The sequence below is a fragment of the Mixta sp. genome (assembly GCF_024610815.1).
In the GTDB taxonomy this organism is placed as follows: domain Bacteria; phylum Pseudomonadota; class Gammaproteobacteria; order Enterobacterales; family Enterobacteriaceae; genus Mixta; species Mixta calida.
The window spans coordinates 20,863-35,391 of sequence record NZ_JANION010000176.1; the positions used below are offsets into that span (position 1 = coordinate 20,863).

Consider the following 14,529-nt stretch of genomic DNA (forward strand, 5'->3'; position numbering starts at 1 on the left):
TTATTCCGGCGCCGGCAGACTTTTCACCGCCGCCGCGCCGGTGGTCTCTTCGCTCTCCTGAATCACCTGCACCGTCTGACGCGGCGCCTTAATGCCCGCTGCGTCGAAATGTTTTTTCACCATCTCATCCAGCGCAAAGCGCACCGTCCACTGCTTCAGCGGCTGAGTGGTGATCGAAACGCGTACGGTAAAGGCGCGCTCGGTCAGCCCCACCAGGCCGGCGAAGTTCGGCTCGCCGATCACCAGCGGGCGAATATCTTCGCGCGCCATCAATGCCTCCACGGCGGAACGCAGCGCCGCATTCGCCAGATCGCTGTTCTCGCTGCGATCGACGTCGTAGTTGGCGACAAACGATCCGATGCCGCGCACAAAATTGGCGAAGGTGGTGATCGATGACCAGGGAATGATGTGATAGGCGCCGGTATCCTGGCGCACCCCGACGGAACGGATCGACATGCGCTCGACGGTGCCGGTCAGCGGGCCGATAGTCACCAGATCGCCGGTGTTCATGCCGTTTTCAAATTGGATAAAGATACCGGTGATAATATCCTTCACCAGCGTTTGCGAACCGAAAGAGACCGCCAGGCCGAGCGCGCCCGCGCCCGCCAGCAGCGGCGCGATGTTCACCCCAATCTCCGACAGTACGATCATGATGGTGATGGTGCTGATCACCACCGCCAGCGCGTTACGGAACAGCGTCAGCAGCGTGCGCGTGCGCGCGCTCGGCATCGGACGGCCATGAATATCGGAGGCGAGCCGGTTTTCGATCAGGCTCGCCAGCAGCGTCCAGCCCACCGCGGAGAAAAACAGGATCATAAAGACGCGGATCAGCACATCCACCAGCCGCTCCCCGGCGCCTGCGGTAAGCCAGTACCAGAGATCGAACAGGTTCCACGCGTTCAGCAACAGCAGCACCACGGCGAACACCGTCAGAATGCGCGCCGCCTTCAGCATAAAAGAGATCCAGCCGTTTACCCGCCTTTGCAGCTCAGGGTAGGTGCGGCGCAGCTCCGGCGACAGGGTGATGGTTTTGCTGATCCAGCGCGTCAGCATGCCGGAAATCAGCGCGCCGACGCCAATAATCGCCAGGCTGCGCACCGTCGCCGACATCATAAATTTCAGGCTGCCGCCGGGGTTAAAGATGGAGAAGAAAAAGAGCACGATAAAATAGGCGCTGGCGATCCAGTGCCAGATAAAGGCGAAGGCGCGGATAAACAGCGAGAAAAAAGAGAGCGAACGCTCGGAAAGGGCGATCAGCTCGCGCTGGATGCGGCGTCGGTTATGGAAAATCAGCCACAGCGCCCAGCCGGTCATCAGGCCCATAATTACCACGTTAACCAGCGCGCCAACCTGCACGTTAATTTGGTTCGAGACGATAGGCACCACCACCAGCAGACCGTAGCCGATGACGCCGCTCAGCCAGCTCAGACGGGTATGCCAGTAGCGCGCCCGTACGTCGCTGACAGGAAAGGGGCGCAGATCGGGATAACGCGGGCAGAAGATCAGCCGCAGCACCGCCTTAAAGAATTCGATTAGCGCAAAGGCGTTCAGGAACAATCCCTGCTGATAAGCGATAGTGCGGCTGCCGCCGTTCAGGTTATTGCTCAGGATCTGGCCCACAAACAGCGCCAGCGCCAGCAGCAGCAGATCGATGACGAACGCGCCGACAAGGGTCAGCGGCAGATGCAGCCAGCTGCCGGGCTGGTTGCTTTTCTTACGCCCCCAGCGTCCCATGCGCCGATAGAGCGGCGATACCATCATACGGATCGCCCAGTAGAAGGCGAACAGCGCCATCGCCAGCATCAGAAAGTGGTTAAGCGCGTTGAAAAAGGTTTTTTGGTTAAAGGATTTATGCGGCGCGGAGACGATATTGTGATAAAGACGGATAAAGCTGCCCGCGAACTGGCCGCCATACTCGCGCGTCACGTCGGTCACGCTTTGCAGGACGGTTTTTTCCTCTTCCTCTTCGACGCCGGGCGGCGTCAACTCCGGCGCAGCGGTATCCGAAGGGCTGGCGGCGGCGTTGCGCAGCTGTTCAATCAGCTCCTGCCGCGACTGCTCATTTTCCAGAATGGTGGCCAGCGCGCTGTAGGCCGCCTTTTTCTCCTCCACCGTGGGTTCATGCGGGGCCGCCTCGGCGGCTGGCTGCGTTTTCTGACTGGCGACGGCGGCGGCGGGCATGGAAACCGCGTGGGCCGCTGGCAGCAACATGAAAAACAGTAAACAGAGCATCCCTTTGCGCAGGCGTAACCACGCGGCGTTCATTCCCAACATCTTTCTCCCCAACGGCAACAAATACGGCGGCATTGCCTGCAAAGCATAGACTCGTCTTATGTCGGGCTGCATGGACGTCGGCGCTTATCGCGCAATCCGGCCGAGGTAAGCTTCTGAGATTCGGCCTTCATGTAGCCTGAATGGTGTAGAGTATAGACGCTGCTTTTTGCACGAATGTGCTGAATTCTAAAGTAAAGCGGAAAAGCGAGGCGGCAGGGCGACGCAGAGAGACGACGCGGGCGCTCAGCAGAGGGGAAACAGGGAAGCGGAATGAGCAGAGAGATAAAGCGGCGGCAGTAAAAACAGGCGGGGCGAACCCCGCCTGCGGCGCATCAGGAGACGTGCTGTAAAAATTCGCGCAGGCGCTCGCTGGGCGGGTTAGTGATCAGCGTATGCGGATCGCCATCTTCAGCGATGCGGCCTTTATCGATAAAGATCAGGCGCGACGCCACCTGCTGGGCGAAACCCACTTCATGAGTGACGATAACCATGGTCATTCCTTCTTCCGCCAGGTCCTGCATCACCTTCAGCACTTCATGGCGCAGCTCCGGGTCGAGCGCGGAGGTCGGCTCGTCAAACAGCATCATTTTCGGTTTTACCGCCAGCGCGCGCGCAATGGCGACGCGCTGCTGCTGGCCGCCCGACAGCTCTGACGGATAGTGATGGGCGCGATCGGCCAGCCCAACTTTGCCCAGCAGCTGTTTCGCCAGTTCATGCGCCGCCTCTTTTTTGGCGCCGCGCACGCGGATCGGACCGAACGCGACGTTGTCCAGCGCGCTCATCTGCGGAAACAGGTGGAACTGCTGGAAAACCATGCCCGCTTCCTGGCGGATCAGGCGCTCATCCACTTTCGGATCGTTGACCTTCAGTCCATCGACGATCAGGTCGCCGCTGGTGATCTCCTCCAGCTTATTGATGCAGCGCAGCAGGGTCGATTTGCCGGAGCCGGAGGGCCCGATAATCACCACCACTTCGCCCTGGTTGATCTTCAGATCGATATTGTGCAGCACCTGGGTTTGACCAAAATGCTTGGAGACGTTTTTAAATTCAATCACAGGATTTTCATCCTTTTTTCAAGGCGACGCAGCACGAAGCTTAACACCAGCGTAATAACCAAATAGATAACCGCAACCGCGCTCCAGATCTCCAGCGCGCGAAAGTTACCGGCGATAATTTCCTGGCCCTGACGGGTCAGTTCGGCCACGCCGATCACGATAAACAGGGAGGTATCTTTAATGCTGACGATCCACTGGTTGCCCAGAGGCGGCAACATACGGCGCAGCGCCAGCGGCATAATCACGTAACGCAGCGTTTCCCGACGCGACAGGCCCAGCGCCAGGCCCGCCTCACGGAAGCCTTTGTTGATTGACAGCACGGCGCCGCGGGTGATTTCCGCAATATAGGCGCCGGAGTTAATCACGATGGTGACGACGGCAGCGGTGAAAGGATCGATGCGCAGGTCGGGGAAGGCCATCGGCAGGGCGAAATAGATAAACATCACCTGCACCACGATCGGCGTGCCGCGGATCAGCTCAATAAAAACCAGCGCGATGTTGTTGGTCAGCCAGCCGCCGTAGGCGCGGGCGAAACCGGCGATCACGCCGATAATCACCCCGCCCAGCAGGCCGAGTACTGAGATCAGTAGGGTCATTTTGGCCCCTTCCAGCAGGAGGGGAAGGGCTGGCCAGATGACGCTCCAGTCGAATTCCATGGTGTTTTCTCCGGAAAATATCCGTCATTGTTGCAATAGATAAACGCAGGGATGCCGCAGCATCCCTGACGTGTTAAGCGCCTTCAGGCCTGAAATTATTTAGGTTCGCTGCCAAACCATTTTTTATAGATTGCGTTGTAGGTGCCGTTGTCGCGCAGGGTTTTCAGCGCGCCGTTGATCTTCTCGCGCAGGTCGTCGCTGCCTTTCGGCAGCGCAATGCCATACTGCTGCGCTTCAAGCGAGTCGCCGACCGCTTTGAACTGGCCACGGCCTGCGGTATTGATGAAGTAAAGGATATTCGGCGTATCGTGCACCACCGCATCCGCGCGATTGGTACCCAATTCCATATAGGCGTTGTCGATGTTCGGGAACTGACGCAGATCTTTGGTTTTAATATGTGTTTTCACATAATCGACCGAGCCGGTGCCGCTTTTCACCGCCACCACTTTGCCGTTCAGATCGTTGATGCCCTTCACGTCATTGTTGTTCGCTTTGACCATGACCAGCAGGCCGCTTTTGTAGTAGCCGTCAGAGAAGTCGATCGCTTTTTTACGTTCGTCGGTAATGGTAATGCCCGCCAGCGCCAGATCGACGTTACGGGTTTGCAGCGCCGGAATGATGCCGCTGAAATCCATCGGCTTCAGGCTGTATGAGAGGTTCAGCTGTTTTGCGATGGCATCCCATAAATCAATATCGAAACCGACATATTTGTCGCCCTTTTTGAATTCAAACGGGACGAACGCGGTGTCGGTGGCGACGACCAGTTGTTTCTCCGCCGCCGTGGAGGAGACGGCGAAGGCCAGCGCTAAAGCGGCAAGGGAAAGCTTAAAAACAGACTTCATCATTTTATCCTTATTACCGATGCGACGCGCGACGCGCCGCTATTGCCTGTGGTCATATGAAAAATCTATGCCAACTTTTCTTTATCAGCGAAAACAAGTGTCTAACAGGCTAAAACAGCCTGAGGTTTCAGATTATTCTGCTGTTGCACCAAATTGGTGATATTTTTTGGTGCAGTGCGACATAGTGGTGCGTATGCGTAAAAGATTGAGCCTGAAAATGGGGCAGAGGGGAATGGAAAAGTAGAGGAAGTGTTAAATAAATCATAAAACGATAACAAAAGCACAAAAAAGCGGATGGCATGCCATCCGCTTGTAAGCGCTAAATGAGGTTCAGCGTCAGTTATTCAATATTGGATTCGATAAACCACAGGAATTTGTCGAGGTCGCGCGAAGCGGCGGTAAGGATATCCGCAGTGTCTTCGTCTTTGACTTCGCTGATGGCTTTACGCACATCGTTAGCTACCAGGCCGTAGCGATCCGCCAGCGCTTTCAGATGATCCTGTACGCTGTGAATATTCAGCGGATAGCTTTGCAGCGGCGTTTTATCCGCGACAACCTGCGCCGTGCCCAGCGCAACGCCGCCCAGCTGTACAACGCGTTCTGCCATGGTGTCCTGATGATCGGTAATCGTGGTACGGAAGCCGTCCAGCATTTCATGTACACCGATAAAGTTAGCGCCACGCATATTCCAGTGCGCCTGTTTAGTGATCAGCGACAGGTCGATAAATTCGACAACCAGACGATTAAGTACCTCGATAGTGGCTTTTTTCTCACTCTCTGCCACGTCGTTACGGGTGTAGATCAGATCGGAAGATGTCGTTTTAACCAGTTTTGCGGTACTCATCATTAATATCCTCTAATGTCGTATGTCCTAATTAAGCACGGAATTAAGTATAGCACCGGTTTTTCGACCTGCAGGGAAGTTGCCGCCTATCGAACGAATAGTAGTTATCGAATTGCCTGTAAACAGGTTTTCTTATTGCTGACGCGCTTAAACAAAGAGGAGTAAATAGGCTGTGCGGCAGGAAAATTACTTAACTATTTGAGTTTTAATGGATTAGTTCGGGGTTCTGTTCTGTGTAATGTCATTAATAATTAATGCTATAAAGTTTAACAAAATATAATTGCGCCGTCGGCCGCACGCTTAGTCAAAATAAACGGGTATAAACGAATGCTTATTCAGTCTGTTAACCCAGACTGAATAAGAATAGTCGCAGCCAATTAATCGGCTGGCTTACCTGACGGGGCGACGGACGCGCCGCGTGGACGGCTGGTTAGCGTGGAACCGGCGGAGGCGGCGATAATCGCCAGCAGGCCCAGCCACTGCATCAGATTTAGCGACTCGCCTAAAAAGAGCATGCCGGAAAGAGCGGCCATGGCCGGTTCCAGACTCATCAGCGTGCCGAAGGTGCGCGCAGGTAAACGCGTCAGCGCCACCATCTCCAGCGAATAGGGCAGTGCGGTGGAGAGAATGGCGACCGCCAGCGCAATTGGCAGCAGAGAGAGCTGCCAGATGCCGTCTGCGGCAAAAGTGACCCCCAGCGGCACAAAAATCACCGCGGCGATAATCGATCCCATCGCCACGGTCGCCGGTCCGTGATCGGCCCCGGCGCGCTGTCCCGCCAGAATATAGATAGCCCAGCAGGCGCCTGCGCCGACCGCCAGCGCCGCGCCCAGCGGATCGACATGGCTGAGGCTGTGACCCAGCGGCAGCAGCCACCACAGCCCCAACACCGCCAGCAGCACCCAGATAAAATCGATGGCGCGACGCGATCCGAACAGCGCCAGCGACAGCGGGCCGGTGAATTCCAGCGCCACCGCTACGCCCAGCGGCACGGTGCGGATAGAGAGATAGAAGAGATAGTTCATCGCCCCTAACGCCAGACCGTACACTATCAGCGCCTTACGCTGCCGTGCGTTGAAGCGCAGTCGCCATGGCTTGAAAATCAGACAGAGGATCAGCGTGCCGAGACTGAGACGCAGCGCGGTGATGCCGGTAGCGCCTGCGCTGGGAAACAGCGACTTCGCCAGCGCCGCGCCGCCCTGAATAGAGATCATAGCTATCAGCAAGACAATAACCGGCAACAAGGTTTGCGATGATGTGAGCGTGGTCTGAAAAGAGCGGAAGGACATCCTGTAACCTGCCTCAATAATCCATAGAAAGATAATGAATCGACAGTGTACCGTTGAGCGTCAAAAAGGTCAGCGGCGCGAGAAAATTTTGCCGTTTGGGTAAAAAAATTTTCTGCTGAGAGCGGTGATTTTTTCGTCAGCAAGGCCGTTTTTGCGTAAAGAAATGTCAGATTTATTTAAGAACTATCTTAATGAACCTTTTTTTGATCGTCTGAATTCGGCGGAGTGAAACAGGAAAAACATAAGAAAAAAGAATGACCTGCGACACTTCATTAACTTTCTGTTACACCAAACACGTTGTTAGACAATGATTTCAAGGCAGAGTTTCCCGCTGAGTTTTGTTATATTTTCAGCGTTGTCAGGAGAGAAGTACTATCACATTTGAGGTGGTTATGAAAAAAATTGCATGTCTTTCAGCACTGGCTTGTGTACTGGCAGTTACTGCCGGTTCCGCAATGGCGCAAAGCACCGTTACTGGCGGTTACGCTCAGAGCGATATGCAGGGCGTTGCGAACAAAGCTAACGGCTTCAACCTGAAATATCGTTACGAAGACGGTTCTAACCCGCTGGGTTGGATCGGTTCTTTCACCTACACCGAGAAAGATCGTAGCGAAGACGGCTTTTACAACAAAGGCCAGTACTACAGCATCACCGGTGGTCCGGCTTACCGTTTCAACGACTGGGCGAGCATCTACGGCGTAGTAGGTATCGGCTACGGTAAATTCCAGCAGAACGAGCAGGCTGCCTATAACAAAACCGACTCCAGCGATGTTGGTTTCTCTTACGGCGCTGGTCTGCAGTTCAACCCGTATGAAAACTTCGCTATCGACGTAGGCTACGAGCAGAGCCGTATCCGCAGCGTTGACGTTGGCACCTGGATCGCAGGCGTCGGCTACAGCTTCTAATCTTGCCGCAGGCAGGATAACAAAAACGGCCCTTCAGGGGGCCGTTTTTTTATGGGCGCTATCCGCAACACTTGCGTTTTCAGATAATGCCGGTATCAGCAGCGTGGGCTGGCGTCTGCCGAACCGCGCCAAATCAGGCGCGGGCAGCGCTCGGTTTCGGCGCAGCCGCTGGTCAGCATGTCCAGCAGCGCTAAGCGCAGGCGAAAAGGCGAGCGCGTCAGCAGACAGAGCATTCCCTTCCAGCCCGCATCCGCCTGGCGTGTGCGTTGAACACATTTGCCACAGTCCAGGCAGCGTTTCATTGTGTTCATGGAGACCTCCGGTTTATCGTCTGACGATTAACATGCACAGCCCTGCGATAAAGAGCAGAAACATTAACAACAGCAGGTAAGGTTCGTTCATTTCAGACGCCTTAGCTGTTACGCAGGCTGATTACTTTATCAACAAATATAGCACTGGCTATATCCTTTAGCTAATGCTAATTAGCGAAAATTTGTGCTTCGTTGCTGATGGTTTACAATGAGCCACCTGTACGCCGGCAGTGTCTGATCATGACCGGTTGAAGAATAAGAGGAAGCTGAATGAGTCGTCGCGCAAAGCCGGCCCCCGCCAGGGTTAACGGGCCGTTAAAAGAAATAGAAGAGCATGTCGAAGGGTTCCGACAGGTCCGCGAAGCGCATCGCCGTGAGTTAATTGATGACTATGTTGAGCTGATATCAGATCTGATTCGCGAGTTTGGCGAGGCGCGCCAAGTCGATATGGCCGCGCGGCTTGGCGTCTCGCAGCCGACGGTGGCAAAAATGCTGAAGCGGCTCGGCAGCGCCGGGCTGGTAGAGCAGGTGCCTTACCGCGGCGTGTTTCTGACCCATGAGGGCGAGAAGCTGGCGGAGGAGAGCCGCGCGCGCCACCATGTAGTTGAGATGTTTTTGCTGGCGCTGGGCATCAGCCCGGATACCGCGCGCCGCGACGCGGAGGGGATCGAACATCACGTCAGCGATGAAACTCTGAGCGTTTTCCGTCAATTCTACGAAAGTCGTCAATAACTTTTCTTCTGGAACGTAAGCCATGATGGCAACCTTGATTAAGCCGTTCCTGCACGATCGTTTCCTGCATTTGCTGCTGCTGTTGGGGCTGCTGCTGGCCTGCATAGCGCCGTTCCACTGGCGCGATCTGCCCGCCGCCATCGACTGGCACACTATCGTGACGCTGTGCGGCCTGCTGATGCTAACGCGCGGCATCGAAGCCAGCGGCTATTTCGACGTGCTGGGACGCAAGCTGATCCGTCGTTTTCGCCATGAGCGCGCGCTGGCGCTGTTTATGGTGGCCGGCGCCGCGCTGCTTTCCACCTTCCTGACCAACGACGTGGCGCTGTTTATTCTGGTGCCGCTGACCCTGACGCTGCGCCAGGCGACCACGCTGCCGGTAACGCGCCTGATTATTTTCGAGGCGCTGGCGGTGAATGCCGGCTCGATGCTGACGCCCATCGGCAATCCGCAAAATATCCTGCTGTGGGGGAAGGGCGGCGCAAGCTTCGGCGCTTTTATGTGGCAGATGTTGCCGCCTGCGGCCTTTATTATGCTGAGCCTGCTGCTACTGACCGCCTTTTCTTTTCGTCCGCGCGTGATCCAGCAGCAAACGCAGCAACCGATCAACTGGCAGCGTTCGCTTTTGTGGCTTAGCGTGGCGCTCTATCTGCTGTTTATCGCGGCGCTGGAGCTGAAGCTGGCGGCGTGGGCGCTGCTGGCGATCGCCGTTGCCTTGCTGTTGCTGGCGCGACGGGTGCTATTGCAGATTGACTGGAGCCTGCTGGTGGTGTTTATGGCGATGTTTGTCGATGTGCATCTGCTCACAAAGCTGCCTGCGCTGCAACAGGCGATGCAGTCGCTGACGCAAGCGGGCGAAGGGGTACATTACCTGCTGGCGCTGGGGCTGTCGCAGGCGATCAGCAACGTGCCGGCCACCATCCTGCTACTGCAGTTTTTGCCCGCCAACGCGCTGTTGGCCTGGGCGGTCAATATCGGCGGCTTTGGCCTGCTGCCCGGTTCGCTGGCCAATTTGATTGCGCTGCGCATGGCGCAGGACAGGCGCATCTGGTGGCAGTTCCATCTCTTCTCCGTGCCAATGCTGGCCTGGGCCGCGCTCTCCGGCTGGCTGCTCTGGCTGCTGCTGGGCTAAAGGCCGTTTTAGCTCCGCATGCGGTTGCCGCAGCGGAGCGTCGCTAATTGTCAATGAACCCTGGTATTTGTCATTTTTCTTTCTATGGTTAAGCTTGATTGTAATTTCAGGATTGACTGTTATTTCCCAGGAAGATAAATGCCCATGACGCAAGCAAACGATACGCCTTCAGATGATGAAAAATCGCAGCAGGACGCCAGTGCGCAGCAGAATCAGGAGCGGCAGGATGAGGATAAACCGCGTAAGCGGCCCGGAAAAAAACCGCTAATCATCCTTGGCATTGTGGTGATAGTGATGCTGATCGTAGCGTTTTTCTTCTGGTTCACCACGCGTAATGAAGAGACCACCGACGACGCCTTTACCGAAGGCAACGCGGTCACGATTGCGGCGAAAACGTCCGGCTACGTGGTAAAGCTGCTGGTAAACGATAACCAGCGGGTGAAAAAAGGCGATCTGCTGCTGGTGATTGACCCGCGCGATACCGAAGCGCAGCGCGATCAGGCCAAAGCGCAGCTGGCGCTGGCCGAGGCGCAGCTGCATCAGGCGGAGGCGCAGCTGGCGCTGGCGCGCGTGCAGTATCCGGCGCAGCGCGATCAGGCGCTGGCGCAGCAGGCGCAGGCGGAAGCCAATCTGCTTAACGCCGAGTCGGACTACCGCCGTCTGCGCGGCGTCGATCCGCGTGCGACGTCACAACGCAATATCGATACCGCCAGCGCACAGCTGCGTTCCGCCCAGGCGCAGTTGCAGAGCGCTAAAGCGCAGGTGGAAGTGGCATCGCAGGTGTCGTTGCAGATCCGGCAGCAGGAAACCAACGTCGAAGCGCGCCGTCAGCAGGTCGAACAGGCGAAAGCGCAGCTGAATACCGCCGAGCTGAATCTCTCTTATACCGAGGTGCGCGCCCCTTACGACGGCTTCGTCACCAAACGCAACGTACAGACCGGCACCCTGGTTCAGGCAGGCAGCTCGCTCTTTTCGCTGGTGTCGCCCGATATCTGGGTAACCGCCAACTTTAAAGAGTCACAGCTGGAGCGTATGAACCCTGGTGACAGGGTCACTATTAGCGTCGACGCCTGGCCTGATATGGCGCTGGAAGGTCATGTCGACAGCATTCAGATGGGTTCCGGCTCGCGCTTCTCAACCTTCCCGGCGGAAAACGCCACCGGCAACTTTGTAAAAATCGTCCAGCGCGTACCGGTAAAAATCGTTATCGACAAAGGCCTGGACCCGAATAAACCTCTGCCGCTGGGACTCTCCGTGGTGCCTAAGGTTACGGTGGAATGAGTCCGAGCCAAAGCTGGCAGCCGGCCAGCAACCCCTGGCTGGTGGCGATAACGGTGACGCTGGCGGTATTCATGGAGATCCTGGATACCACCATCGTCAACGTGGCGCTGCCGCATATCGCCGGCACGCTCTCTTCCAGCTATGACGAATCCACCTGGGTATTGACCTCCTATCTGGTGGCGAACGGCATCGTGCTGCCGATATCCGCCTTTTTCAGCCGCCTGTTCGGGCGTAAGCAGTACTTTCTGATCTGTATTGTGATGTTTACCGCTTGCTCCTTCCTGTGTGGCATCGCCACCGAGCTGTGGCAGATTATTCTGTTCCGCATCCTGCAGGGCTTTTTCGGCGGCGGGCTGCAACCGGTGCAGCAGTCGGTGCTGCTCGATTACTTTAAGCCGGAAGATCGCGGCAAGGCGTTCGGCCTGTCGTCGATTGCGATTATCGTCGCGCCGGTCGTGGGGCCAACGCTCGGCGGCTGGATAACGGATAACTACAGCTGGCGCTGGATCTTCTTTATTAATGTGCCGGTGGGTATCCTTTCCGCGTTGGCGATCTATCAGCTGCTGGAAGATCCGCCGTGGGAACGGCGCTGGGCAAAAAGCAAAATCAACATCGACTATATCGGCATCAGCCTGATTACGCTCGGTCTCGGCTGTTTGCAGGTGATGCTCGATCGCGGCGAAGATGAAGACTGGTTCTCCTCGCACTTTATTCAGTTCTTCGGCGTTATGACCTTTATCGGTCTGGTCGGCGCGGTCTACTGGCTGCTCTACGCCCGTCGCCCGGTCGTGGAGATCGGCGTGATGCGCGATCGCAACTTCTGGGTCTCCGGGCTGCTGATGGCGGGCATGGCGATGATCCTCTATGGCAGCTCGGTCGTGCTGCCGCAGCTGGCGCAGCAGGATTTAGGCTATACCGCCACCTGGTCAGGGCTGGTGCTGTCGCCGGGGGCGATACTGATCGTGCTGACGATTCCGCTAGTGCTGAAGCTGATGCCGAAGGTGCAGACGCGCTGGATTATCGCCTTCGGCTTTACCTGCCTGATGCTGTCGATGTTCTACTCCGCAACGCTGACGCCGCAGGTAGATTTCACTACGCTGGTGCTGATGCGCAGCGCGCAGTCTGTCGGCCTCGGCTTCCTGTTCGTGCCGCTGACCACCATCGCGTTCGCCACCATTCCACAGCATCTGAACGCCGACGCCTCGGCGCTGTTCACTATGTTCCGCAACGTGGCGGGATCGATCGGCATTTCGCTCTCTACCGCCGCGATCACTGAGCGTGAGCAGGTACGTAGCGCGCATCTGGTGCATAACATGACGCCGCTGAACGAGCAGTTCAACATTACCCTTGAGCGCTGGGCGCAGGCGATCCGCGATTACACTTCGGCGGCGGGCGATCCGCTGACATTGGCCGCCGGTCAGCTCTATCAGCAGATGATCGTTCAGGCGCGTATTCTCGCCTATGTGGATGTGTTTATTGGACTGGGCATCGTCGCCTTTATTTTGATTCCCTTATGTTTACTGCTTTCGCCGGTTAAAAGCGAAGGCAGTGCAGGAGCGCACTGACATGAACGTTACCAGGCAGTTAACCCGTCCCCGCCCCGGCCTGCTGGCGCTGTCGCTGCTGCTGGCGGGCTGCGCGGTCGGCCCCGATTACCAGCCGCCGCAGGCGCAAACCCCGACCAGCTGGCGCGACCTGCCTTCGCAGGCGGCGTCACGTCCGCAGCCCGGCGCGCCCAGCGCCAGCTGGTGGAAAAGCTTTAACGACCCGCAGCTTAATAGCCTGATCGATCGTGCTATCGCCGGCAACCTGTCGTTACAACAGGCGGTATTGCGCATCGCCGGCGCGCGCGAGCAGCTGGCGCAGGCGCGCGGCGGACTATTTCCCGCGGTGAACGGCAACGCCTCGGCGCGGCGTCAGCAGCTGGGAGCGAAAGGGATGCTGGAGGCGAACGGCGCCTATAATCAGCTCGATCAAAACGCACCGGAGCTGCGTTCGTCGCTCGACAGCCTGACGCAGCCGATCAGCCTCTATCAGGGCAGCTTTGACGCCTCGTGGGAGCTGGATCTGTGGGGGAAAGTGCGTCGTCAGGTGGAAGCGGCGGGGGCGCAGCAGCAGGAATCGATCGAGAGCCGCAACGATGCGCTGGTTTCGCTGGAGGCGGAGGTAGCGCGCGCTTATTTACAGCTGCGCGGCGCGCAGTCGGTGACGCAAACGCTGCAAACGCAAATCGAGGTGGCGCAACAGACGCTGGAGCTGACGCAGAGCCAGCAGCGCAACGGCCTGGCACCGCAGCTGGATGTGGAAAATGCTCGCGCCCAGCTTAGTTCACTGCGCGCGCAGCTGCCGCAGTATCAGGCGCAGGCGCGTCAGGCGATGAACGGCCTGGCGGTTCTGATCGGCAAGCCGCCGGGCGCGCTGGACGCCGAGCTGATGCGCCCCAGGCCGCTGCCCGCGCTGCCTGCGGCGGTGCCGGTCGGCATTCCCTCTACGCTGGCGCGCCGCCGTCCCGACATTCGCCAGGCGGAGGCGAATCTGCACGCCGCCACCGCCAATATCGGCGTCTCGGTGGCGCAGCTGTTCCCCAGCCTGTCGCTTACCGGCCAGCTGGGCGTGCGCAACACCGATGCTTCATATCTTGATAACTGGAGCAGCCACTTCTACAGTTACGGCCCGGCGCTGTCGATTCCGATTTTCCAGGGCGGCAGGCTGGTTTCCAGCGTCAGGCTGTCGCGCGCGCAGCAGGCCAGCTCGGCGCTTAACTATCGCCAGACGGTGCTAACCGCATTGCAGGATGTGGAAAACGCGCTGGTCAGCTACCGCACCGATCAGGAGCGGGTAACGCAGCTGGATGAGACGGTCAGCGCGCTGCAAAGCAGCTTCGACCTCGCCAGCGACAGCTACAAGAAAGGGCTGTCCACCTTCCTCGACGTGCTGGATGCGCAGCGTCAGCTGTCGCAGGCGAAACAGCAGGCGGAGCAGGCACGGGTGCAGAGCAGTCTTGACCTGGTCGCGCTGTATAAAGCGCTCGGCGGCGGCTGGGAGAATTATCAGAACGTGCAGCTGCCCGACTATTCGGTGTTCGGCCCGGCGACGCCCGCCAGCTAGCCTCAGCCGCGCAGTTATCACGCCGCCGGGACAGACCCGGCGGCAATGCGCTTTCCTCAGCCGCGTCCCTTTCTCTGTTTTTTCTCTGTCTCTTTAAGCC

General features: G+C 57.5%; 13 protein-coding genes. 6 read left to right on the forward strand and 7 right to left on the reverse strand.

Features of this window, described 5'->3' with window-relative positions:
* From ybiO to rhtA, 6 genes are all read right to left on the reverse strand, one after another.
* Entirely contained in the window at window positions 1-2,274 is a 2,274-nt protein-coding gene (gene ybiO / locus MYY08_RS13410) for a mechanosensitive channel protein (protein ID WP_376749024.1), read from the reverse strand.
* 332 nt (window positions 2,275-2,606) lie between these two features.
* Complete coding sequence (gene glnQ / locus MYY08_RS13415; protein WP_038627188.1) at window positions 2,607-3,329, reverse strand: glutamine ABC transporter ATP-binding protein GlnQ; 723 nt, start codon at window positions 3,327-3,329, stop codon at window positions 2,607-2,609.
* The gene (glnP, locus tag MYY08_RS13420; RefSeq protein WP_084970776.1) at window positions 3,326-3,985 is read right to left on the reverse strand and encodes a glutamine ABC transporter permease GlnP; all 660 of its coding nucleotides are present in this window, start codon (window positions 3,983-3,985) and stop codon (window positions 3,326-3,328) included. Before glnP ends, glnQ begins: the two co-directional genes overlap by 4 nt.
* 95 nt (window positions 3,986-4,080) lie before the next feature.
* Window positions 4,081-4,827, reverse strand: coding sequence for a glutamine ABC transporter substrate-binding protein GlnH (gene glnH, locus MYY08_RS13425; RefSeq protein ID WP_038627184.1), 747 nt, complete (start codon window positions 4,825-4,827; stop codon window positions 4,081-4,083).
* A gap of 340 nt (window positions 4,828-5,167) precedes the next feature.
* The gene (gene dps, locus MYY08_RS13430) at window positions 5,168-5,671 is read right to left on the reverse strand and encodes a DNA starvation/stationary phase protection protein Dps (protein WP_038627182.1); all 504 of its coding nucleotides are present in this window, start codon (window positions 5,669-5,671) and stop codon (window positions 5,168-5,170) included.
* Window positions 5,672-6,048: 377 nt separating this feature from the next.
* Complete coding sequence (gene rhtA / locus MYY08_RS13435; protein ID WP_038627180.1) at window positions 6,049-6,960, reverse strand: threonine/homoserine exporter RhtA; 912 nt, start codon at window positions 6,958-6,960, stop codon at window positions 6,049-6,051.
* 392 nt (window positions 6,961-7,352) lie between these two features.
* Here rhtA and ompX point away from each other — a divergent pair, with 392 nt between their 5' ends.
* Entirely contained in the window at window positions 7,353-7,865 is a 513-nt protein-coding gene (gene ompX, locus MYY08_RS13440) for an outer membrane protein OmpX (RefSeq protein ID WP_038627179.1), read from the forward strand.
* A 95-nt stretch (window positions 7,866-7,960) separates the two neighbouring features.
* On the opposite strand, the gene MYY08_RS13445 is transcribed toward ompX, so the two are convergent.
* Window positions 7,961-8,176: a hypothetical protein gene (locus MYY08_RS13445; RefSeq protein ID WP_038627177.1), complete on the reverse strand. Its 216-nt coding sequence runs from the start codon at window positions 8,174-8,176 to the stop codon at window positions 7,961-7,963.
* 270 nt (window positions 8,177-8,446) lie between these two features.
* Between MYY08_RS13445 and mntR the strand changes: the two genes are divergently transcribed.
* The 5 genes from mntR to MYY08_RS13470 all read left to right on the forward strand — a co-directional run bounded on the left by mntR (window position 8,447) and on the right by MYY08_RS13470 (window position 14,429).
* A complete protein-coding gene (mntR, locus tag MYY08_RS13450; protein ID WP_038627175.1) occupies window positions 8,447-8,908 on the forward strand; it encodes a manganese-binding transcriptional regulator MntR in 462 nt (153 codons plus the stop codon).
* Between the two features lie 25 nt (window positions 8,909-8,933).
* Window positions 8,934-10,040: an SLC13 family permease gene (locus tag MYY08_RS13455; RefSeq protein WP_038630072.1), complete on the forward strand. Its 1,107-nt coding sequence runs from the start codon at window positions 8,934-8,936 to the stop codon at window positions 10,038-10,040.
* 144 nt (window positions 10,041-10,184) lie between these two features.
* Window positions 10,185-11,321: an HlyD family secretion protein gene (locus MYY08_RS13460; protein ID WP_038630071.1), complete on the forward strand. Its 1,137-nt coding sequence runs from the start codon at window positions 10,185-10,187 to the stop codon at window positions 11,319-11,321.
* Complete coding sequence (locus MYY08_RS13465) at window positions 11,318-12,886, forward strand: DHA2 family efflux MFS transporter permease subunit (protein WP_038627173.1); 1,569 nt, start codon at window positions 11,318-11,320, stop codon at window positions 12,884-12,886. Before MYY08_RS13460 ends, MYY08_RS13465 begins: the two co-directional genes overlap by 4 nt.
* Window position 12,887: 1 nt before the next feature.
* Entirely contained in the window at window positions 12,888-14,429 is a 1,542-nt protein-coding gene (locus tag MYY08_RS13470; RefSeq protein ID WP_038627171.1) for an efflux transporter outer membrane subunit, read from the forward strand.
* The last annotated feature ends 100 nt before the right edge of the window (window positions 14,430-14,529 follow it).

Excerpts from the sequence above, each read along its gene's own strand:
- ybiO (WP_376749024.1), bottom strand. The coding sequence starts at position 2,274 with ATGTTGGGAATGAACGCCGCGTGGTTACGCCTGCGCAAAGGGATGCTC.
- glnP (WP_084970776.1), bottom strand. The coding sequence starts at position 3,985 with ATGGAATTCGACTGGAGCGTCATCTGGCCAGCCCTTCCCCTCCTGCTG.
- glnH (WP_038627184.1), bottom strand. The coding sequence starts at position 4,827 with ATGAAGTCTGTTTTTAAGCTTTCCCTTGCCGCTTTAGCGCTGGCCTTC.
- dps (WP_038627182.1), bottom strand. The coding sequence starts at position 5,671 with ATGAGTACCGCAAAACTGGTTAAAACGACATCTTCCGATCTGATCTAC.
- rhtA (WP_038627180.1), bottom strand. The coding sequence starts at position 6,960 with ATGTCCTTCCGCTCTTTTCAGACCACGCTCACATCATCGCAAACCTTG.
- ompX (WP_038627179.1), top strand. The coding sequence starts at position 7,353 with ATGAAAAAAATTGCATGTCTTTCAGCACTGGCTTGTGTACTGGCAGTT.
- MYY08_RS13445 (WP_038627177.1), bottom strand. The coding sequence starts at position 8,176 with ATGAACACAATGAAACGCTGCCTGGACTGTGGCAAATGTGTTCAACGC.
- mntR (WP_038627175.1), top strand. The coding sequence starts at position 8,447 with ATGAGTCGTCGCGCAAAGCCGGCCCCCGCCAGGGTTAACGGGCCGTTA.
- MYY08_RS13455 (WP_038630072.1), top strand. The coding sequence starts at position 8,934 with ATGGCAACCTTGATTAAGCCGTTCCTGCACGATCGTTTCCTGCATTTG.
- MYY08_RS13460 (WP_038630071.1), top strand. The coding sequence starts at position 10,185 with ATGACGCAAGCAAACGATACGCCTTCAGATGATGAAAAATCGCAGCAG.
- MYY08_RS13465 (WP_038627173.1), top strand. The coding sequence starts at position 11,318 with ATGAGTCCGAGCCAAAGCTGGCAGCCGGCCAGCAACCCCTGGCTGGTG.
- MYY08_RS13470 (WP_038627171.1), top strand. The coding sequence starts at position 12,888 with ATGAACGTTACCAGGCAGTTAACCCGTCCCCGCCCCGGCCTGCTGGCG.